This is a genomic window from Citrobacter sp. Cpa228 (assembly GCF_030333085.1).
GTDB classification, from domain to species: Bacteria; Pseudomonadota; Gammaproteobacteria; order Enterobacterales; family Enterobacteriaceae; genus Citrobacter; species Citrobacter pasteurii.
Genome location: NZ_JAOWGQ010000030.1, coordinates 126960 through 148596 on the forward strand (window position 1 = coordinate 126960; position 21637 = coordinate 148596).

Here is a 21637-nt window from a genome sequence, read left to right on the forward strand (position 1 = left end):
CCCCACCGCCTCTATTTTTACTGAATCGAGTCCACATCCCGTCAATTCAGGTCACAGAACCCCCCCACTTCCCCGTGTCCAGGCTTTGCGTCACTTCTCAATTGAATGTAGGATGCTCGGCCGACAGTTTTCCCACGGTAACACAATGAAGGGTAACGCTGTTTTCGCTGCAGCTGCTGCGGCAAAAAGGATTTTGTAAATTAGTCAGGTTAACAGGAAACGTAATGAACACACACAACACGCAAGCCGCGGAACAACACGCGGCGAAACGACGCTGGTTGAATGCTCACGAAGAGGGGTATCACAAAGCGATGGGTAACCGGCAGGTACAAATGATCGCCATTGGCGGTGCTATTGGTACCGGGTTATTTTTAGGGGCTGGTGCACGTTTACAAATGGCCGGACCGGCTTTAGCACTGGTCTATCTGGTCTGCGGTATTTTTTCATTCTTCATTCTGCGGGCCCTCGGTGAACTGGTTTTACACCGCCCTTCCAGCGGCAGCTTTGTCTCTTATGCCCGCGAATTTTTAGGTGAGAAAGCGGCCTATGTGGCTGGCTGGATGTACTTCATCAACTGGGCGATGACCGGAATCGTGGATATCACAGCCGTGGCCTTGTATATGCACTACTGGGGCGCATTTGGTGATGTACCGCAATGGGTGTTTGCCCTCGGCGCGCTGGCGATTGTCGGCACCATGAACATGATCGGCGTAAAGTGGTTTGCGGAGATGGAGTTCTGGTTTGCACTGGTCAAAGTGCTGGCTATCGTTATCTTCCTGGTCGTCGGGACTGTCTTTTTAGGCTCGGGAAAACCGCTCGATGGTAACGCCACGGGCTTTCATCTGATCACCGACAACGGTGGTTTTTTCCCACATGGCCTGCTGCCAGCGCTGGTACTGGTACAGGGCGTCGTCTTTGCATTTGCTTCCATTGAACTGGTAGGCACTGCGGCGGGTGAGTGCAAAGATCCGCAAACGATGGTGCCAAAAGCGATTAACAGCGTTATCTGGCGAATTGGCCTGTTCTATGTGGGTTCAGTGGTGTTGCTGGTCATGCTGTTACCGTGGAATGCCTATCAGGCAGGTCAAAGCCCGTTTGTTACCTTCTTTTCCAAACTCGGCGTTCCCTATATTGGCAGTATTATGAATATCGTGGTGCTTACCGCTGCGCTTTCCAGCCTCAACTCGGGTTTGTACTGCACTGGCCGTATTTTGCGCTCAATGTCGATGGGCGGTTCTGCGCCAAAATTTATGGCCAAAATGAGCCGTCAACACGTACCTTATGCCGGGATACTTGCCACGCTTGTCGTGTACGTCGTCGGGGTTTTCCTCAACTATCTGGTGCCTTCGCAGGTGTTCGAGATCGTGCTTAACTTTGCCTCGCTGGGCATCATTGCATCGTGGGCCTTCATTATGGTGTGCCAGATGCGTCTGCGTCGGGCCATTAAAGATGGCAAAGCGGCAGACGTTCACTTCAAACTGCCCGGTGCGCCGTTTACGTCCTGGTTAACACTGTTGTTTTTACTGGCTGTGCTGGTGCTGATGGCGTTTGACTATCCGAATGGGACCTACACTATCGCCTCATTACCGCTGATTGCCATTCTGCTGGTCGCTGGCTGGTTTGGTGTACGTAAACGCGTCGCGGAAATCCACCGTACCGCGCCGTAACGCTTTAAGGTAGGTCAGATTTCTGGCCTACCCGTTTGAGCGACTTAGTTTGCTTCAATTAGCTGAGCAACATCATTGCTGTTAATTTCCCGCGCATTCCCGTCCTGATCGGTATAGCTGGTCATTCCCGTATCTTTATCCAGTTTTGGTTTACCCTGGGTGGTAATCGTTTGTCCGCTTTTCGTCGTCATGACGTAATCGGTGCTACAGCCAGCCAGCGTAAACAGCATTACGCCCGCACAAAGACAGATTAATGGCTTTTTCATGGTATTCCCGTGTTATTCAGTTAGCCGTTGAGGGCGTAGTGTAAGTCCCTGAAGTTTGTCAGGCTACCGATGGGATGTAACGAGGCGTATCGTGGAGTATAGAGAAATGACAGGAGGGGTTGCCCCCTCCGAATAATTACAGGGCGATACGAATAACATCGTCCGGTTGAGTCGCTTCCTGCTCGCGTGTGGATTTCTGTTTCACACTTACGTACAGGGTTTTGCCATCGGCAGAGAGCGCCAGGCTGTTTGGGAACGTCGGGGTATCGAAGGTTTTAACCACTTTATAGCTTTTCGCGTCGATCACGCTGACTTTACCGGCCTGACGGTGGGTTACATAGGCTTCATTGCGTGTCGGGTTGAACAGTACGGCCAGAGATTCCGGTGCGGCAACTTTTGCCAGCACGTTGCCGTTACGGGTGTCGACTACCAGCACTTCTGCCGCTTTAGAGTCAGTGACAAATGCGCGGTTACCCGCCGTGTCCAGGCTCAGGTTAATGAAGAAGTGCTCTTTGCCATCGTCCAGCAGCTTTTTGCGGCTGAGGACTTTGTTAGTGGCGGTATCGATGGTAATGAATTCACCATCGGCATTGGCGGTATACAGGCGTTTAGCCTTGCTGTCGACGGCCAGCGCGGTGCTCATTTTACCGGTATTTTGAATCGTGTCCTGAAGTTTGACCGTCTCACCGTCCACAACCCAAATCACGCTCTCCTTACCAATTCCGCTGATGTATACCTTGTTGGTGGCGTCATCAGCGACCAGTTCACGAGGCTGCAGCGGACGGACGTCTTCAGAACGTTTACGCGCATCCAGTACCAGGCGCCCTTTCACCTCACCGCTTTTCGCATCAATCGCCGTCACCGCGCTATTCACGGTATTACCAAACCACAACGTTTGCGTCGCGTTATTGATGGTCGCGCCAAACGGTTTGAGATCGTTATGAATAACCTGAGTCACTTCAAGCGTAACCGGATCAAGACGGTAAACTATCCCACCTTTATCCAGCTTACGACTCTGCGAGGTGGCCAGCCACAGTGCGTTTTCCTGCTGGCTGTACGCCATTTCGTAGGCGCCTTTACCTACGCCTTTGCGCAGCAGTTCTTCCGCAGCCTGCGTGCTAAATGATGATGCAACCAGCAGTGAACCTAACAGTAAAGAACCACGCAGACGCGGTGAAAACAGATGACGTAAAGACATGACGACTCCCTTAGATAAATTCATTTGTTACTGCTTCACATAGCTTCAATGAGCAAAATCATAGTTTTGCCTTTTAAGAATGAGAATAGTAATCATTATTTATCGCAAAGTGGAGTGTTTATTCACTTTCGGTGAAAACCTTCTTATTTTCTCCATGAATACTCGCTTGCGGCGAAATCAATATTCAAACAGATTGGCTCGACAACGCTTGCCGTATGGCGGCGTTGATGCCAAATCTGGCCTACATTTGACACACTATATAGCACTATGTAGGCCAGATAAGCGAAGCGCCATCAGGCAGTTACCCTCTTTAACCTCGCCGCATCACTCTTCAGCAAGGCGAATTACGACCTTGCCAAAGTTTTTCCCGGTCAGCAGACCGATAAAGGTCTCCGGTGCATTTTCCAGCCCCTCTGTGACCTGCTCGCGATAGTGGATCTTGCCTTCCTGAACCCAGCGCCCCATTTCTCGCTGAAATTCATGAATACGGTGACCATAATCCTGACCAATGATAAAGCCCTGCAAGCGGATGCGTTTTTTCAGTAACGTGGCCATAAGCAGCGGTAAACGGTCTGGGCCCGTCGGCAGTGATGTGGCGTTATAACCGCTCACCAGACCACACAGCGGAATACGCGCGGAGGTGTTGAGTAACGGCAAAACGGCATCAAAAACTTTACCGCCGACGTTTTCATAATAGATATCGATACCTTGCGGACAGGCTTGTGCCAGTTGGAGTGCGAAATCAGGGGCATGATGATCAAGGCAGATATCAAAACCCAACACGTCGGTAGCATGGCGACATTTCTCTGCTCCACCAGCCACACCAACGACCCGACAGCCCTTCAGCTTGCCGATCTGGCCCACTGTTGCGCCAACAGGTCCGGTTGCCGCAGCAACAACCAGTGTCTCACCGGCTTTGGGCTGACCAATATCCAGCAGCCCCATATACGCCGTAAAGCCCGGCATACCCAGCAGACCAAGCGCCCAGGAAGGATGCTCAGGGTGATCGCCTAGCTTTACCAAATCAGAACCCTTTGAGATGGCGAAGTCCTGCCAGCCGCTATAGCTCAACACCCATTCACCGGGTTTAAAATCCAAATGATTCGATGCCACGACCCGACTGACCGTGCCGCCCACCATCACTGCGCCAATCTCAACCGGAGGCGAATAAGACGGTTCGTCGCTCATACGCCCACGCATATAGGGATCGAGTGAGAGGTAGACGTTACGCAGTAATACCTCTCCGTCACCGGGCGGCGTGATGGCCTCTTCTTCAAGACGAAAGTTACCGGGAACCGGTGCGCCATGCGGGCGTGACGCCAGAACCCAGCGACGATTGCGTTGCATTTGTTGACCCATTGATGTTCTCCTCAGCTTTTGGCATGAATCCATCAATAGTAGACGTGCTATCTCTGTGATGCTTTCACATTAATTGCCAGCGTGGTTTAACCGCACAACCAGATAAACGCAGGACTGCGCGGTTTCATTGATAAACCGACAGTCGTTTGGTGGACCCAGCTCCAGGCAATCCCCTGCTTTCATTTCATGGCGTGTATCACCTTCCACAAACACCAATTCTCCCTGCTGCAACCAGAGAAGCTGTCGGGCCTGCACGTAGGAAGCGGCGGGCATCGGGATATCACTGCCAGCCGGTAATTCGATTTGCACCAGATCGATAGGCAGATCGCTGCGCGGAGAAACATGGCGGCGTAAATAGTGGCTTTGCGGATCGTGCCAGACCGGCTGATCAGCGAAGCGCAGCAGCTTGCCCTCCTGCATTTCAGCTCGGGCAATCAGCATAGACATGCTGATACCAAAGGCGCCGGAGAGCCTACCCAGCAGCGTGGCCGTTGGACTGCTTTCACCGCGCTCTATTTTATGGATCATCGCCCGCGACACGCCCGCGCGCTCGGCAAGTTCCGTCAGTGACCAGCCGCGAGATTCCCGCTCAATGCGAATTCTTGCAGCGATCCGTTGATTTATGCTGTCTTCAATAGTATTCATATTGTAATACTATAGTGAACAAGCCCTGAGGTTCAACATGTCAATTCGATTTGCCAGTAAAGAAGACTGTGCCGCTATTGCCGAAATCTACAACCACGCGGTACTGCATACGGCGGCTATCTGGAACGATCAAACGGTCGATGCCGAAAACCGGATTTCCTGGTACGAAGCCCGTCAGTTGATGGGCTATCCGGTGCTGGTAAGTGAAGAGAATGGCGTGGTTACGGGATACGCCTCTTTTGGCGACTGGCGCAACTTTGACGGTTTCCGTCATACCGTCGAACATTCCGTGTACGTACACCCGGAACATCAGGGAAAAGGACTGGGGCGCAGGCTGCTCAGCAGACTCATTGAAGAAGCGCGCGCGTGTGGCAAGCATGTCATGGTGGCAGGAATTGAGTCGCAAAATCAGGCATCGCTCCACCTGCATAGCACGCTGGGCTTCAATATTACCGCGCAGATGCCCCAGGTCGGGACTAAATTTGGTCGTTGGCTGGATCTGACCTTTATGCAACTGCAGTTAGACGACCGCAGCGAACCGGATGCCGGCAGATGAACCAGACGCTGACTCTCTCCTTTCTGATTACCGCAGGTATTGGTCTGGTGGTGCAAAATACCTTGATGGTGCGCATTACCCAGACGTCCTCGACAATCCTTATTGCTATGTTGCTTAACTCACTGGTCGGGATCGTCCTGTTTGTCAGCATACTGTGGTTTAAACAAGGTGCGGCGGGGTTTGGCGAACTGGTTTCCAGCGTGCGCTGGTGGACATTGATCCCGGGTTTACTGGGATCGTTCTTTGTTTTTGCCAGCATCAGCGGATACCAAAACGTAGGCGCCGCCACCACCATCGCGGTGCTGGTCGCCAGCCAGCTTATTGGCGGTCTGGTGCTGGATATTCTGCGTAGCCAGGGTGTACCGCTTCGCGCGCTGGCGGGTCCGGTATGCGGTGCGATATTGCTGGTTGTGGGTGCCTGGCTGGTGGCAAGACGTTCGTTTTAATTGCCTGATGGCGCTTTGCTTATCAGGCCTACAGAACGCCGGATAAGGTGTGAACACCGCCATCCGGCAAGGAAATATCAAAGAATAGAGCCGCCTTTGGTCAACTGCTCACGACGCGCTTCCATATCTTCTTTATGCTGGCGCCCATGATGTGCAATTGCCGTACGCAAACGTTGTTGCTGGGTGTAACGATCTTCCCGGCTCAGCGCAACATCATCGCTCAGTTCAATCAGCAATTCATTCATATGCGTAATGACGCTGTCTTCAATGGCGGCATCAACACGTGCGCTGACCTCATCCAGATGCGACATACTCCCTCCTTAACTCATTAATTTAATTTCGCTTTTGAAAAATCACTGCCCATCAGGCTAACACTGTATCCGCTGACGTTGCTGCGTGTGGCATAGAAGGTTTTACCATTCGCCAGCGCAATCCACGGAGCCTGCTGATAGAAAATTTCTTGCGACTGCTGGTAAAGTGCGGCGCGCTCTTGCGGTTTGCTTACCAGTTTCGCCTTTTGAACCAGCGAATTATACTCTTTATCACACCAGCGCGCGGCGTTTGATCCGGTTTTAATGCTGTCACAACCCAGCAGAACATCGGCAAAGTTATCCGGGTCACCGTTATCTGACATCCAGCCAAACAACGCAGTATCGTGCTCGCCTTTACGCATCCCGGAGAGATATTCACCCCATTCCCAGGAGACGATTTTCGCCTTCACACCAACTTTTGCCCAGTCACTTTGGATCATCTCGGCAATACGACGAGAGTTCGGGTTATATGGGCGCTGCACCGGCATAGACCACAGCGTCGCTTCAAAACCGTTTTCCAGCCCCGCTTTCTTCAGCAGTTCTTTCGCTTTCTGCGGGTCGTAAGCGTAATCTTTCAGATCTTTATTGAAGCCCATCATATTCGGCGGGATTGGCGATTTCGCCACCGTTCCGGAACCTAAAAAGACCGCGTTAATAATGGCTTTTTTATCTGTCGCATAGTTCAGCGCCTGGCGCACAAGTACGTTATCAAACGGCTTTTTCTCCGTATTAAACGCCAGATAACCGACGTTCAGCGCTTCGACCGAATGCAGCGTCAGATCCTTGTTCTTTTTGATTTCTTCAAACTGCACCGGTGCTGGCGCGGGAATAATCTGGCATTCGTTGGTTTGCAGTTTCGCCAGTCGCGTCTGTACGTTTGGTGTGATGGAGAAAATCAGATGTTTCGTTGGTACCGCACCATCCCAGTAGTTCGGGTTGGCCAGATAGCGGATTTGTGAATCCTGCTTGTACTGTTGCAAGACATAAGGCCCGGTACCAATCGGCCAGTTATCGACGTTTTCCGGCGTGCCTTTTTTCAGCATCTCGTCGGCATATTCTGCCGAAAGAATAGAGGCAAAATCCATTCCCCAGTCAGCAAGAAATGCAGCGTTGGGTTCGTTCAGAACAAACTGAACGTGATAATCATCAACCTTCTTAACCTCTTTGATCAGTTTGTCCAGGCCAACATCGTTGAAATATTCATAGCTACCCTGTGAAACCTTATGGTACGGATGATCGGCATCTTTCTGGCGTAATACTGAGAAAACGACGTCATCAGCATTGAAATCACGTGTAGGTTTAAAGAACTTATTACTATTGAACTTCACGCCCTGACGCAGGGTAAACGTGTAGGTCTTGCCGTCGGGGGAAATTGTCCACTCCGTTGCCAGAGACGGGACAGGGGTATTTTTGACCGGATCGAAGTTGATCAATCGGTTGTACAACACCTGTGAACTGGCGACAAACGACGGACCTGAACTGGCTATTTGGGGGTTAAATGATTCCGGGGATGCTTCAGAACAGTAAACGATGGTATCAGTACTGGCGGCATATGCAGCGCCTGTTGGTAAGACAGCGCTGAGTGCCAGCGCGAGCAGCGTTTTCCTTGCAATCATGGTTATAAGCCTTCTTCTTTTATTATTTACTCGTCTATCAGAGCATAGCTGGCAAAGCCGCACTAATAACAAATCTCTATCAGGTTATTCTAATCTGGCGGGTTTCGCTGATTAATTCATCATCGCAGGTGAAATAATTTACCTTAAGTCTTTTTCAAAACGTCAAGATTTTTCCTAATACTCTATGCCATGAAAATTCGCCCCTTTTTGCCTCTCTTCCGACGTTTGCTTACTTTTATTCCCCGTAAAGTAGATGTGTGAAGAAGTCTAAGGGGCAATTACGTGGCAAAAACTCTCTTGCGCAGCGGCAATTTGGATGACTATCAGGCCGTGGGTGGCGGTGGTCAGGTCGTGTTTGATTCAGCACTACAAATTCGTGAAACGCTTCGTCTGCGTAAACAACAGGCGATGGCGGATTGTCTGGCAATCCCACAAGTTAACGACAGTGGCGATCGGGTGGACTGGTATTCCCCGGTGGAAGGAAAGGCTGTCGCGTGGAAAGCCGCTGATGAAGATGCGCGTTTTCGGGCTCTGCGCTATCTGTCCAGTACGCTGGAGAATGCCGCGGCCCTGAGTCGGAAAAGCCTGCAATCGGGTAAAACTGCTCTGCAACTGTTTGGTTCACTACTCGACAAAGCCATCCAGTTTCCAGGTGAGAACCACGTGTTCCTGGTTGATGGCAAACCCGTCATTACGTTCTGGGGCTTCGTCAATCTGAATGAAAACACCCGTGACGATGTACTCGATTGCCTGCGTCATACCGACGTTCCCCCGGTTGTATTGGCACCTGAACCGGAGCCGGAAGTCGAAGAAATCCCGGCGGAAATCACTTTCGCCGAGGCCGATACCCCGCTGCTGACAACAGCTATTGAGCTACCGAAACCCGCTGAACCCGAACCACAACCCCCGGTCATTGTCAGTGAGCCAGAGATCGTGCCGCGGCCAGTACAGCGTAAGTCCACGCGTCGCCTGCCGCTGTGGAGCCTACCCGTTGCTGCAGCAGTGATTGCCGCCATTGCAGGGCCGCTATTGTGGAAACAACACACGGAATCTCCCGCACCTGCGGTTGCCCCCATTGACGTTGCAAAGGTAGACAGTAAACCGCTGCCTGAACTAACACCTTCACTACCGCTACATCGGGCTGACGTTATTCCACCAGTGAAAAAAGAGAGGTCCGTAGAAGGACCGGTGGTGATAGCCGCCATCCCGAAAGATGCGCTGGTGATGGATGCCAACCAGATGAAGGCAGGTACAACACGTTTTCTTAACGGCAACTGGCGTGTGCTGGTCGATATAAAAGATCCGATCAGCGGTAAAGCCCCGTCGCTGCGTTATCAAATCCAGGCCAATAAGGGTACTGCGCGCGTGGTGCATGGCGACAATATCGTTTGCCGCGCCGAAATTTTCTCTGGTCTGCATCAATCGGGCGAATTAATGATTAAGAGTCGCGGGAATGCCCGTTGCACGGACGGTTCGCGTTACCCAATGCCTGAAATCACCTGTAAAGCAGGAACAAACGACGTCGCAGCTTGTACCGCACGTTATGACGAACACGCGGAAATCCCATTGACGATCAAAAAGATAGGTGCCTGATTTTATGTTGGTGAATCTGTGTGATTACAAACAGAGCGTAACGCTCATCGCCAATAGCGGTGTGCAATTTCTGGATTTTGGGCTGACACCACAGGAATCTGCGCACCACGGTCGTTTTGTTCGCAAAACGGCAAACGGTCCCCTACTGCGTCTGGATTTTGATCTTGCGTCGGGACGCTATACCCTGCCGGGCAATACCGGCGGCCAACCCGAAGTAGTGAAACCGGAAAGCACGCAGACGCTGCATTATTCTCTGGACGTACTTGACGGTGTCTGGTTGCCGCTGCCGTTCCTGCGTTTTAACCCGCCCCGCACCTTTGTTGAAGGCCCGGATAACTGGGCGCGCGTCCAGGTGCGAAAACTCGCGCAGCCGGACAGTGCCGGCAATACTCACCGTGTCACGGTGGCGCTGGACAGTCAGTTGACTGAAGCCCCGGCAGCATTGACGCCAAATGAGAACGATCTGCTGAATGGCACGCGATTTGCGCTGGCCTGGCACGATAATGAGATCGCAGATTTCCTCGACCAGACGTGGATTGATGGCTGGCTACGCGAGTCCTTTTTGCAGCACGTCACACAGCAAGAAGACCGTTCAGAGCAGGAGATCCAACAAGCTCTACGAAACTTTGAATACCAGGCGCACTGGCTGAATTTGTTGACCCTGTTAGGCGAACAACTTTCCGTCCCGGAAGTGAAGTTGGTGACCCATACGCTCAGCACGCCCGCTATTCCTGTCGATCTCATTCTGGATATTGGCAATACCCACACCTGCGGCGTGTTGATTGAAGATCATGGCGATGCCAATGACGGTTTGCGTCAGACGGCTGAATTGCAGGTGCGTTCATTAAGCGAACCACAGTTCCTCAACGATCCACTGTTCACCAGTCGACTGGAGTTTTCTGAGGCGCGCTTTGGTAAGCAACATTTCTCCGTTGAGAGCGGCCGCGATGATGCCTTTATCTGGCCGTCGATTGTCCGCGTTGGGGATGAAGCCCGTAAGCTGGCGATGCAGCGTATGGGAACGGAAGGCAGTAGTGGGATCTCCAGCCCACGTCGGTATTTATGGGATGAAACCCCCGTTTTACACGACTGGCGCTTTAGCCAGATGAACGGTAAAACGCAGCGCGAGCCGCTGGCTACCGCCTTCCCGCTGATGAATCTGATGAACGATGACGGTCAGCCGCTGTTCAGCCTGCCGCAAGATGACCGGCTGCCGGTGTTCTCACCACAATACAGCCGCAGCACGCTGATGACGCATATGTTGTGTGAGATCCTGGCCCAGGCGCTGGGGCAAATTAACAGCGTAGCGACGCGGCTGCGTCTCGGGTTCCCGGCCTCTCCACGCCAGTTGCGCACGCTGATCCTCACTCTGCCGTCAGCCATGCCAAAACAGGAGCGCGAGATCTTCCGTCTGCGTATGTTTGAGGCCATTGCGCTGGTCTGGAAAGCAATGGGCTGGCACCCGCAGGACGAGGATTTTACCACCCGCAAACAGCAAGAAAAGAGCGTCGTTCCCGTACCTGAGATCCAGATGGAGTGGGATGAGGCCAGCTGCGGACAGTTGGTTTGGCTGTACAACGAAGCGATTTCACACTATGACGGGCATACAGAATCATTCTTTAACGCCCTCGCCCGTCCGGACCGCCAGCCAGAACCCGGTGAAGTTAAAGGTCGAGCATTGCGCGTCGCCTCCATCGATATTGGCGGCGGCACGACGGATATGGCCGTGGTCCATTATCAACTGGATGACGGCGTTGGGGCGAATGTCAAAATCACCCCGCATCTGCTGTTTCGTGAAGGCTTCAAAGTCGCCGGGGATGACATGTTGTTGGATGTCATACAACGCTGCATACTGCCCGCCCTGCAAACCCGCTTACAACAGGCTGGCGTGACCGATGCCGCCGCCCTGCTGGCCACACTGTTTGGTGATTCCGGGAGAATCGATACTCAGGCTATTTTGCGACAACAAACCGCGTTGCAGCTCTTTATGCCACTGGGTCATGCGGTGCTCAGTGCCTGGGAGCAAAGCGATATTAACGATCCCGTAGCGGGGTTGCATGCTACCTTTGGCGAACTGCTTTCTCAGCGTCCGACACGCAATGTGATGAACTATATCCAACAGGCTATCGATCATGCATTGCCGTCTGGTTCACCGGCTTTTGATGTGCTGAGCGTTCCGTTGCAGGTGCAGTTCAGACAGTTGCAAGAAGCGCTGCTGGCAGGGCAATTTACCCTGACATCCCCTCTGCACGCCGTTTGTGAAGCGATTTCCCACTATCGTTGCGATATTTTGTTAGTCACTGGCAGACCCGCCTGTTTGCCAGGGGTTCAGGCGCTAATCCGCCATCTGCAACCCGTTCCGGTCAACCGCATGATCTGGATGGACAGCTATCGCGTACATGAGTGGTATCCGTTCAGCCAGCAAGGGCGTATCGGCAATCCAAAATCTACCGCTGCCGTTGGCGCGATGCTGTGTAGCCTGGCGCTGGATTTACGCCTGCCGCGCTTTAATTTTAAAGCTGCGGATATCGGCGCGTACTCGACGGTCCGCTACCTTGGTGTACTGGATAATACGGTCAATACGTTGCGCGATGAGAATATCTGGTATCACGACATCGATCTGGATAAACCTGGAGCAAAACTGGATACCCGTCTGCACTTCCCACTGCGCGGCAACGTGACGCTGGGCTTTCGCCAGTTAGCAAACAGCCGCTGGCCAGCCACCCCGCTGTATACGCTGAGCATCAATTCTGCTGAGCTGGCAAAAACGATTGCCGGTGACGGTGTATTAAATGTACGGCTGCAACTGCGCGGCGGCAGCAAAGAGACAGGGCCGGAATTTTTCGTTCTCAGTGATGCCTGGCTACAGGATGGCACGCCCGTTGCCGCCAATGCCCTAACGTTAAAACTGAATACACTGGCAGATCGTCGCCATAGCGGCAGCCATTACTGGATTGATAGCGGGAGTGTGTACCTGAAATGAGTAAGATGTTTAACACAGCACAAGCCGCCATCGAATGGGTGAATGACACACGCCAGCGCGCAGCGCGTCTTGATGATGAGGCGGATTCCCTGCTCGCTCAGCTCACCATCGCCGCGGTTACTGAGTCTGCGCTGAACACGGCGTTTTCATCGCGTGGCTGTGTGGGTCTGTACGGTCATTCACAGCCAGCAAAAGCACATCTGTTGTCCGCACTGTGCAGCAACACTAGTGGGAAATTGAATATTGCTACACCGGATCGCAGTTTTGATTACTTTTCGCATATCAATCCGGGCCATGCGCCGACCAATATGGCGATCCGCTTTACGCGTGAAGACAATCCCGTTGATAGCGAATGGCCTCTGCGCCTGCACCTGCTGAGTGAAGCGGAACTGGTACAGCTGTTTATCACGCAGTTTTGCGCAATGCCTGACAGCCGCCAGGTTGAAAAATCGATTATTGAAGCCCGGTTAGAAAAATGGCAAACGCTGCGTCAACGTCATCCGGTTCAGGGCATCACGGCACATGACGTAGCCGCTATCGGCCGTTTCTGGCGATCTTGTGTTCCTGCGAACCAGCAGCAAATTGATGATGCGCTATGGCATCAATTTGCTACGTTGCTGCCGGCGCTGGATCTGACCACCCGCGCTCACGCCTGGGCGCTGTTGTGGGGAGAACAACCAGAGCTAACGCAGCAATGGCTGGCATTAGCGCATACTTTGCAACAAACCGGACAGGCGCACGAGCTAGCCGCACCGCTGAGTTTGTTGGTCGATCATTTTGGCTTGCCTGCCGAAAGCTTCCTGACCCAGGTCGCATTAACCGGGAACGACGCGCAAAGCGATGTGGTGGTTCATCCTGTTGCAAACCATCAGTTGCTTAACGCGGTCAGTCTGTCGCTGGAATCGCTGGCGCTGCTGACGCGTGAACTGGTGCTGACTGTCGAAGACTCGGTGTTGGAAAACGTTGACCTGCTCGATATTCCCCTCGCACCGGATGCCCACCCCAACCCGCTGTGGCGGGCCAAATTAGGCTGGATGTTGGAACATTACCGCCAGCATCTGCAACCCGATGTCCTGCTGATCTGCAACGCAGTGTCTTCACGCTCGCAGACACCGGCCATCACGCGTAAACTGATGAGCTGGGCCAACGATACCCAACCCGTACATGATGCGGCGTTACCGGGGGTTGTGTGGGCCATTACGCCACAAGATGCTCGTTTTAGCACACAGCAAAACCTTGATGAGGCTGTGCAGCAATTAATGGGCAAGCCCGGGTTGCGCTGGGGGACATTGCAGGCACTGGATAAACACAGCCTGTTGCGCCTTGCTGAATGGCTGTCGCAAGCGACATCCGCTCAACAACGCCAGTCGCGATTAACGTCCCTGCATGAACAACATCAACAACGTGTTCGTGAGGCGCTGATGAGTTGGCTTAACGACAGCGAAAGCATGCCAGACTCCAGCGAGACAGTGATCCGCCAGCTTCAGGCCCAGGCAGCAAAGCATGGTGAACTCCTGGAGGGGTTACTACCACCGATGCGCTGCTTTGAGTCGTTGCTGCGAATCCAGCAGCCACGCGAAGAACAAGTCAGTGGACTCTTTAATGAAGAGATTGACCTGTTTGCCGACGTCCGGGAACCGTCGCATGCATCCGAAAGCAAAGAGACCGGGTACCAGGCGCACAAAATGTGGATCAACCATGTGCGTCAGTGGTGTCGTGATGACAATAATGCGCGCCGATTGCGGCTTGATCCGCGAACGCTTAGACAGGTAGCCGACATTCTTATCACCACCAGCTATCGGCTGGAGATGCCTCAACGCCTTCAGCAGATTATGCAGCGAGAGAATGTCTGCGGGGCGCAGTTACACGCCGATATCGGTGATTTTATTACCTGGCTCGGCTACGCTAACGTTGCAGAGGCTCAACGCCCTGCCAGCAGGATCCTCAAGGGTGCGGCTATTTTCAGCGCGCCAGTACAACAACCGATGTCGCGCCTGACTCAATTGGATGAGCAGCCGCAGCACGGTGCAAGCCGACACGTTTACGACTGGCTGGTTGCGTTGTACACCCGTGCGAATGAAAACGTGGGATACCAGCATCCTCTGGACGTAACCAAAGACGACAGATTGCGATTAGTCGCTCTGCTGGCCCCCTGAAACGGCACTGACAACGCCATCAGAAAAGAGAAAACAGGAGTGCGACGGGAAAGCTCATCGGCCATGTCGCCCCGACTAATACCGCGCTCAGAAAGCGAATACGTTTTTTATCACGCGACAGAAACCAGGTGGTAATGGCCGCAATTGCAGCCATTACCGCATAAAAAACCAACATTTTTTGATACAGAGACATTTAGGGCATCCAGGCCAGAAGAGAAAATCGCGCGCAATATGCTCTTTTTTATGACCTACATCAAGTTTTATTCATTTATTTAAGAAAGCCGGCTAAATAACGGCCCACTTTCAATATGTTCAGATTTCGTACTATTGCGGATAGCTATAAGCCGTACTATACACAAAGGGGTTAAAACGAAAGGTGGCAAAAATGAATGTTTCCAGTAAGACCGTGGTGCTGATAAATATATTTGCTGCTGTAGGACTTTTCAGCCTGATCTCCGTAAGGTTCGGCTGGTTTGCTTGATGTGACTCTTTTTGATGAATTGCAGCGCCTGCTGGCAGAGAGAAAATCTTCTCTCTGCCATTAGTAAACGATCTTCCCACTCCATCACTGCCCGGTAAATTATCCTTAATATGTAATACCCCTAATCCTTCTGCGGCATTATTCCCCCGTGATAGCGGGTCGGTGTTGTACCTGTTAGCTGCCGAAAAAACACGATGAAAGCACTAGCGCTAACAAATTCCAGCTGTTGCGCCACCTGGCTGATTGCGTCACCCTCCGCCATCTCCATCGCTTTTAACAGCCTGAATTGCTGCCGCCAGGTCTGATAGTTCATCCCTGCATCCCTGATAAAGATGCGGCTGATTGTCCGTTCGCAAGCACCGGCCAGGCGGGGCAACTGATTCAGTCGGGGCGGTAACGCCCTGTTGAATACTATGCTATTCAACTACTACAGCCTGGCCCCGTTTCTTTTCGGACAGTTAGGATGGGTTAGCGGGTATCGTGCAGCAACCGGGACTGGTTCTGACTATCTGTGCGTTCATCGCCTGGCTATGTAGCCTGTGCCATCGTTAGAACAATCACCTAAATAATCAGGCCCCGACATTGTGCCGGGGCCTGATGGTGGGCAAATTAGCCTGACCTCGCGGATATTTCCAACTTACCGCCGTCCGATGGCGACGAGGCCAGTGGCGCGCATAGTATAGCGACACGTTTATCGATATTTAGCTATCCGTGCCCCCTTTTACCGTCCGCGGTTTATGACATTACTCATGCTTGATCATGACATGGCGAATTACCGTGTAATCTTCCAGTCCGTAGACCGACATGTCCTTGCCATAGCCTGATTGTTTTTGTCCCCCATGCGGCATTTCACTCACCAACGTGAAGTGGGTGTTGACCCAGGTACAGCCATACTGCAGGCGGGCGCTCAGTCGGTGCGCGCGACCAACATCCCGCGTCCAGACTGACGATGCCAGTCCATACTTCGAATCATTAGCCCACGCCAGAACCTGATCTTCATCATCAAAGACGGTAACACTGACCACCGGACCAAAGACTTCACGCTGCACAATAGCATCTTCCTGTTTCGCGCCCGCCAGCAACGTTGGCGGAAAATAGTAGCCTGAACCCTCCACTTTTTTGCCGCCGGTGATGACCTTGACGTGTCCGAGCGCTTTCGCGTCATCGACCGCTTTGGCGACCCGGTCAAGATGCGCCTGTGAGCTTAACGGTCCCAGTTCTGTCGTTTCATCATTCGGTGCGCCAATTTTCAGGCTGGCAACTGCGGCGCCGAGTTTTTCGACCAACGCATCATAGATGCCTTTTTGCGCGTAGATTCGACAGGCAGCAGTGCAATCCTGTCCGGCGTTGTAATACCCAAAGGTCCGTACACCACTGACCACCGCATCAAGGTCAGCATCGTCAAAAATAATCACCGGAGCTTTCCCGCCCAGTTCCATATGCGTGCGTTTAATCGAAGGCGCAGTATGCTGGATAATATGTTCCCCGGTCACAATTGAACCGGTCAGTGAAACCATACGTACTTTTTCATGGCCGGTCAGCGGGTCGCCCACTGTTTTACCACGGCCAAACAGGACGTTAATCACTCCTGCCGGGTAAATATCTTTCGCATATTCCGCCAGTTTAAGCGCCGTCAGCGGGGTAATTTCTGAAGGTTTAATCACCACGCAGTTACCGGCGGCCAGCGCAGGAGCCAGCTTCCATGCCGCCATCATTAGCGGATAGTTCCAGGGCGCGATGGAGGCCACCACACCCAGCGGATCGCGACGAATCATGGAAGTATGCCCTTCCAGATATTCCCCGGCGGCCTGTCCTTGCAGGGTGCGCGCAGCCCCCGCGAAGAAACGGAAAACATCCACGATGGCCGGAATTTCATCATTAAGCACACAATGTAGCGGTTTACCGCAGTTGAGCGATTCCAGCTCCGCGAAGGTTTGCGCGTTATCGGCGATAGTGTCCGCCAGTTTCAGCAGTAGCTCGGAGCGGACTTTCGGCGTAGTTTGCCCCCAACTGACAAATGCGCTGTCGGCTGCACGTACCGCAGCATCAACCTGCGCGGCTGACGCCTCAGCAATCTCCAGAATAAGTTCACCAGTGGCAGGGTTATAAACTGGTTGCTTTTCACCTTCACCGCTGACCAGCTCACCGTTAATCAGTAATTGATGTTGCATAGCAATTTCCCATATCGTCGTTTATTTACCGTTTCCGGCGACGGTGTCGCCTTCACGCGTTAGCCACCAGGCCCCTAAAATTGGCAGTGTTGTTACCAGCATTACCAGCAATGCCACAACGTTGGTAACAGGCACATCTCGTGGGCGACCCAGTTGATTGAGCAGCCACAGAGGAAGTGTTCTTTCATGTCCGGCGGTGAACGTTGTCACGATGATTTCATCAAACGACAAGGCAAACGCCAGCATGCCCCCCGCCAGCAGTGCTGATGCCAGATTGGGCAGCACGACATAACGAAAGGTTTGCCAGCCGTTGGCGCCAAGATCCATAGACGCTTCAACCAGACTCCATGAGGTGCGGCGAAAACGCGCCACGACGTTGTTAAAGACAACCACCACGCAAAACGTCGCATGGCCCACCACGATCGTGAGAAAACCCGGTTCCAGATTGATGGTCTTAAATGCCGTCAGCAACGCCAGACCGGTAATAATTCCCGGTAGCGCGATCGGCAACAGCAGCAACAGCGATATTGCGCTTTTACCGAAAAAGTCCCTGCGCCATAGCGCAGCCGCCGCCAGCGTACCCAGAACCAAAGCGATTGCTGTCGACAACGCGGCGATTTTAAGTGACAACGTCACTGATTCAAGAATATCGCTACGCTGCGCCGCCACGCTAAACCAACGCAATGTCAGTCCCTGCGGCGGAAAACTAAAAGCAGCCTCCTCTGTATTAAAAGCATAGGTGCCGATGATGAGGATGGGAAAGTGCAGAAAAAGAACTCCTCCCCATGCAGCCAGTTTGAGTAACCAGGGTGCGCGTTCAGAGTGCATCGAAAGCTCCCAGACGCTTCACGAACGCCAGATACAGTGCAATTAAGACAATGGGCACCAGAGTGAATGCCGCCGCCATTGGCATATTGCCGATAGCCCCTTGTTGCGAATACACCATGTTGCCGATGAAATATCCCGGCGGCCCCACCAGTTGCGGCACAATAAAGTCACCCAGCGTCAGTGAGAAAGTAAAGATTGAACCGGCGGCTATACCGGGTATTGCCAGCGGGAAAACCACATAGCGGAAAGTTTGACGAGGACGCGCGCCCAAATCAGCCGATGCCTGCAAAAGCGAGGGTGGAAGCCGTTCCAGAGCAGCCTGAACCGGCAGGATCATAAAGGGAAGCCAGATGTAGACAAAAACCAAAAAGCGCCCTAATCCCGATGTTGACAGCGTATTACCGCCGACAGCCGGCAAGGTGAGGAAAGCGGTCAACAGTGGCTCCAGCCCGAGATGGGTTAGAAACCACTGCGCCACCCCGTCTTTCGCTAACAGCAGCGTCCACGCATAGGCTTTGACGATATAGCTCGCCCACATCGGCAACATGACGGCAATGTAAAAAAAAGCTTTCATTTTGCCACTGGTATAGCGCGCCATATACCATGCCATCGGGAACGCCAGAATGGCGCTGGCAATCGTCACCGCCACCGCCATTGTCAATGTTCGCACAATGATGTCGTAATTAGCCGGATTAAACAGCGCCTGCAGATTCGCCAGCGTCAGGTCTGGCGTCACCGACATGGTGAAATCGTCGAAGGTGTAAAATCCTTGCCACAACAGCGTCAGCAGCGAGCCAAAGTAGACGATGCCAAACCACATCAACGGCCCGAGCAGCAGTAAAAACAGCCCAAGCCCTGGATTACGCCAGAAGAACCCTGAGATACGGTTCAGCTTTGTCGGCTGTGCTGGCGAATGTATGACGTTCATAGCCATTCACCTCTCCTCAACCAGCGGTACCATGACATCGCGTGACCACGAGGCCATCACCTGCTGACCCGGCGACAGCGTCGACGGCAGCAGTTCTCCCGTCAGGTTCGCCTGGCTCACCAGCAACTTTTCACCGCCAGCAAGTTTCAGCTCAAAACGCGTCGCCGCGCCCTGGTACTGCACCGCCTGAATGATACCCCGAGCCTGAACCTCGCCCGCCATATCATTTAACCGAATGTGTTCCGGGCGCAGCGAGAACATCCCCTGTAACCCACAGACGTTTGCCGACATCGCTTCGTCAAAGACGTTTGACGTCCCCACAAAACTTGCCACAAACGGTGTCCGTGGACGCATGTAGAGTTCTCGTGGTGAATCCACCTGTTCAATGCGACCGTTATTAAACACCGCTACCCGATCGGACATCGACAGGGCTTCCCCCTGATCGTGAGTGACAAAAATGAAGGTGATACCCAGGGATTGCTGTAACTTCTTCAACTCAAGCTGCATCTGTTCACGTAGCTTGAGATCCAATGCCCCGAGCGGCTCATCCAACAGCAGGACGCGTGGCTCATTAACCAGCGCCCGGGCAATCGCTACACGCTGACGCTGTCCACCAGAGAGTTGTGATGGTTTACGCTCATGGACAAAGCCGAGCGCAACCTTGTCTAACGCTTCTCGCGCCCTGGCATGGCGTGTCTTTTTATCAATGCCTTTGACCATCAGCCCGTAGGCAACGTTGTCGAGAATCGACATATGCGGGAACAGCGCGTAATCCTGAAAAACCGTATTGACGTCCCGTTCCCAGGGCGGTAATTCACTGGCTTGCTTACCAAAAATTTTAATTGAACCGCCCGAAAGCTGCTCAAAACCGGCAATCAGGCGCAGACAGGTCGTTTTGCCGGAGCCGGATGGCCCCAGCATAGAGAAAAACTCACCATCATTAATTGCAATACTGACCCCATCAACTGCACGGACATCCCCGTACAGACGCGAGACATTATGAAATTCCACTGCGTACGTCATAAAACCCCCAGCGGAATTAGCGACCGCCCATAATGGCGATGTAATCCTGCGTCCAGCGACTGTAAGGAACGAATTTTCCACCTTCTGCGATTGGCGTTTTCCAGAAAGCAATTTTGTCGAAATAGCTATAGCCGTTGGTTTCACAGCCTTTTTCGCCCAGCAGCGGGCTGGCTTTACAACCTTCAGGGACGACCGGCAGAGATCCAAACCAGGCAGCGACATCGCCCTGAACTTTCGGGGTTAATGACCAGTTCATCCATTTGTAAGCACAGACAGGATGTTTTGCTTCGCTATGCAGCATGGTGGTGTCAGCCCAACCGGTGACGCCCTCTTTCGGGAAAACAGTGGCGATTGGCTGGCCTTCTGCTTTCAGGGCGTTAGCCTGATAAGGCCAGGCGCTTGATGCCACCACACCTTCGTTTTTGAAGTCACTCATTTGCACAGTGGTGTCATGCCAGTAGCGATGAATCAGGGCGTGCTGATCGCTCAGGACTTTGATGACCGCCTGATACTGTTTCTCGGTGAGCTGATAGGGATCGGTGATACCCAACTGCGGCTGAGTGGCTTTGACGAACAGCGCCGCATCGGCGATATAGATCGGGCCATCGTACGCCTGGACTCGCCCTTTATTGCTTTTACCGTCAGGCAGATTTTGTGCAGCGAATACCACGCTCCAGCTGTCCGGCGGCGTTGGGAAGGTTTTGGTATTATACATCAGCAAGTTGGGCCCCCATTGATACGGAGTGCCGTAAACTTTCCCACCGACGTTAAACCATTCCCCTTTGACCACACGCGGATCGATAGTTTTCCAGTTTGGGATAAGCGCAGGATTTATAGGCTGGACACGTTTGCCCATAATCAGGCGCAGTGAAGCATCGCCAGACGCCGTCACCAGGTCATAGCCGCCTTTCGCCATCAGGCTCACCATTTCGTCTGATGTGGCCGCTGTTTTAACATTGACGGCACAACCGGTTTCCTTCTCAAACTGCGAAACCCAGTCATATTGTTTATCGGTTTGTCCGCGTTCGATATAACCCGGCCAGGCAATAATATCCAGGCGCCCTTCCGGTTTATCTAATGATGTTGGGGGTTCGGCTGCATGGGCTGTCATCAGCGTCATACTGAGTGCACACAAGCTACTGAGGGCAAATTGCTTGCTCATAACGTCTTACTCCTGTCGAAAAAATATTGAGCGGCAGCCTTGCCGTAAATATATGTCCTTTCCTAAAAATAGTCGGGGTGTTGAAAGCGTTCCTGCTGGCGCAAGGAAATTTAATCAGGTTGTGAGCTAACGCTCATTACGCCACGGGTTATAGCAAGGTGATTTAATCTTCTGGAGTATAGACAAGGAGTTAGGTGCCAGGGTGGCACCAGGAAGAACTATTGATATTTCGTATGGTGGCACCTGAT

The 21637-nt window shown here is 52.8% G+C and carries 20 protein-coding genes; 7 read left to right on the plus strand and 13 right to left on the minus strand.

Annotated elements, in window-relative coordinates; genetic code table 11:
• Positions 1-224: 224 nt before the first annotated feature.
• Positions 225-1667, plus strand: coding sequence for an L-asparagine permease (ansP, locus tag OGX91_RS00905; RefSeq protein ID WP_040231004.1), 1443 nt, complete (start codon positions 225-227; stop codon positions 1665-1667).
• A gap of 44 nt (positions 1668-1711) precedes the next feature.
• Here the strand turns inward: ansP and OGX91_RS00910 are convergent, their stop codons facing one another.
• From OGX91_RS00910 to OGX91_RS00925, 4 genes are all read right to left on the minus strand, one after another.
• The gene (locus tag OGX91_RS00910; protein WP_005126766.1) at positions 1712-1933 is read right to left on the minus strand and encodes a YgdI/YgdR family lipoprotein; all 222 of its coding nucleotides are present in this window, start codon (positions 1931-1933) and stop codon (positions 1712-1714) included.
• A gap of 136 nt (positions 1934-2069) precedes the next feature.
• Positions 2070-3131: a 7-bladed beta-propeller protein YncE gene (gene yncE / locus OGX91_RS00915; protein WP_005126765.1), complete on the minus strand. Its 1062-nt coding sequence runs from the start codon at positions 3129-3131 to the stop codon at positions 2070-2072.
• A gap of 324 nt (positions 3132-3455) precedes the next feature.
• Positions 3456-4490 (minus strand): NADPH-dependent curcumin/dihydrocurcumin reductase, encoded by a 1035-nt coding sequence (curA, locus tag OGX91_RS00920; RefSeq protein ID WP_199947017.1) that lies wholly within the window; start codon positions 4488-4490, stop codon positions 3456-3458.
• A gap of 69 nt (positions 4491-4559) precedes the next feature.
• Positions 4560-5135: a helix-turn-helix domain-containing protein gene (locus tag OGX91_RS00925; protein ID WP_005126763.1), complete on the minus strand. Its 576-nt coding sequence runs from the start codon at positions 5133-5135 to the stop codon at positions 4560-4562.
• Positions 5136-5172: 37 nt separating this feature from the next.
• Between OGX91_RS00925 and OGX91_RS00930 the strand changes: the two genes are divergently transcribed.
• Positions 5173-5691, plus strand: a complete 519-nt coding sequence (locus tag OGX91_RS00930) for a GNAT family N-acetyltransferase (protein ID WP_005126762.1) — start codon at positions 5173-5175, stop codon at positions 5689-5691.
• A complete protein-coding gene (locus OGX91_RS00935; protein ID WP_005126761.1) occupies positions 5688-6137 on the plus strand; it encodes a DMT family transporter in 450 nt (149 codons plus the stop codon). The genes OGX91_RS00930 and OGX91_RS00935 overlap by 4 nt, the downstream gene beginning before the upstream one ends.
• Before the next feature lie 77 nt (positions 6138-6214).
• Here the strand turns inward: OGX91_RS00935 and OGX91_RS00940 are convergent, their stop codons facing one another.
• On the minus strand, positions 6215-6448 hold the full coding sequence (locus OGX91_RS00940) for a YdcY family protein (protein ID WP_005126760.1): 234 nt from the start codon (positions 6446-6448) through the stop codon (positions 6215-6217).
• Positions 6449-6465: 17 nt separating this feature from the next.
• Positions 6466-8064 (minus strand): ABC transporter substrate-binding protein, encoded by a 1599-nt coding sequence (locus tag OGX91_RS00945; protein WP_005126759.1) that lies wholly within the window; start codon positions 8062-8064, stop codon positions 6466-6468.
• 282 nt (positions 8065-8346) lie between these two features.
• Between OGX91_RS00945 and OGX91_RS00950 the strand changes: the two genes are divergently transcribed.
• From OGX91_RS00950 to OGX91_RS00960, 3 genes are read left to right on the plus strand one after another with little or no spacing between them, the layout of a single operon-like run.
• Entirely contained in the window at positions 8347-9657 is a 1311-nt protein-coding gene (locus tag OGX91_RS00950; protein ID WP_286625184.1) for an SrfA family protein, read from the plus strand.
• A gap of 4 nt (positions 9658-9661) precedes the next feature.
• Positions 9662-12640, plus strand: coding sequence for a virulence factor SrfB (locus OGX91_RS00955; RefSeq protein ID WP_005126757.1), 2979 nt, complete (start codon positions 9662-9664; stop codon positions 12638-12640).
• Positions 12637-14796 carry a virulence factor SrfC family protein gene (locus OGX91_RS00960; protein ID WP_040230998.1) on the plus strand — a complete coding sequence of 720 codons (2160 nt, stop codon included), beginning with the start codon at positions 12637-12639 and terminating at the stop codon, positions 14794-14796. The genes OGX91_RS00955 and OGX91_RS00960 overlap by 4 nt, the downstream gene beginning before the upstream one ends.
• A 19-nt stretch (positions 14797-14815) precedes the next feature.
• Here OGX91_RS00960 and OGX91_RS00965 read toward each other — a convergent pair whose 3' ends face one another.
• Entirely contained in the window at positions 14816-14989 is a 174-nt protein-coding gene (locus OGX91_RS00965; RefSeq protein WP_072041437.1) for a GhoT/OrtT family toxin, read from the minus strand.
• Positions 14990-15181: 192 nt separating this feature from the next.
• Between OGX91_RS00965 and yncL the strand changes: the two genes are divergently transcribed.
• Positions 15182-15277 (plus strand): stress response membrane protein YncL, encoded by a 96-nt coding sequence (gene yncL / locus OGX91_RS00970; protein ID WP_071828932.1) that lies wholly within the window; start codon positions 15182-15184, stop codon positions 15275-15277.
• Positions 15278-15398: 121 nt separating this feature from the next.
• Here yncL and OGX91_RS00975 read toward each other — a convergent pair whose 3' ends face one another.
• The 6 genes from OGX91_RS00975 to ydcS form a co-directional block, all read right to left on the minus strand.
• On the minus strand, positions 15399-15701 hold the full coding sequence (locus tag OGX91_RS00975; RefSeq protein ID WP_371414863.1) for a helix-turn-helix domain-containing protein: 303 nt from the start codon (positions 15699-15701) through the stop codon (positions 15399-15401).
• Positions 15702-16020: 319 nt separating this feature from the next.
• Positions 16021-17448: an aminobutyraldehyde dehydrogenase gene (gene patD, locus OGX91_RS00980; protein ID WP_286625189.1), complete on the minus strand. Its 1428-nt coding sequence runs from the start codon at positions 17446-17448 to the stop codon at positions 16021-16023.
• A 21-nt stretch (positions 17449-17469) separates the two neighbouring features.
• Positions 17470-18276, minus strand: coding sequence for an ABC transporter permease (locus OGX91_RS00985; RefSeq protein ID WP_005126751.1), 807 nt, complete (start codon positions 18274-18276; stop codon positions 17470-17472).
• Positions 18266-19210 carry an ABC transporter permease gene (locus OGX91_RS00990; RefSeq protein WP_005126750.1) on the minus strand — a complete coding sequence of 315 codons (945 nt, stop codon included), beginning with the start codon at positions 19208-19210 and terminating at the stop codon, positions 18266-18268. The genes OGX91_RS00985 and OGX91_RS00990 overlap by 11 nt, the downstream gene beginning before the upstream one ends.
• Positions 19211-20227, minus strand: coding sequence for an ABC transporter ATP-binding protein (locus tag OGX91_RS00995; RefSeq protein ID WP_149692276.1), 1017 nt, complete (start codon positions 20225-20227; stop codon positions 19211-19213).
• Between the two features lie 16 nt (positions 20228-20243).
• Positions 20244-21389 (minus strand): putative ABC transporter substrate-binding protein YdcS, encoded by a 1146-nt coding sequence (gene ydcS, locus OGX91_RS01000; RefSeq protein WP_005126748.1) that lies wholly within the window; start codon positions 21387-21389, stop codon positions 20244-20246.
• Positions 21390-21637 lie beyond the last annotated feature (248 nt).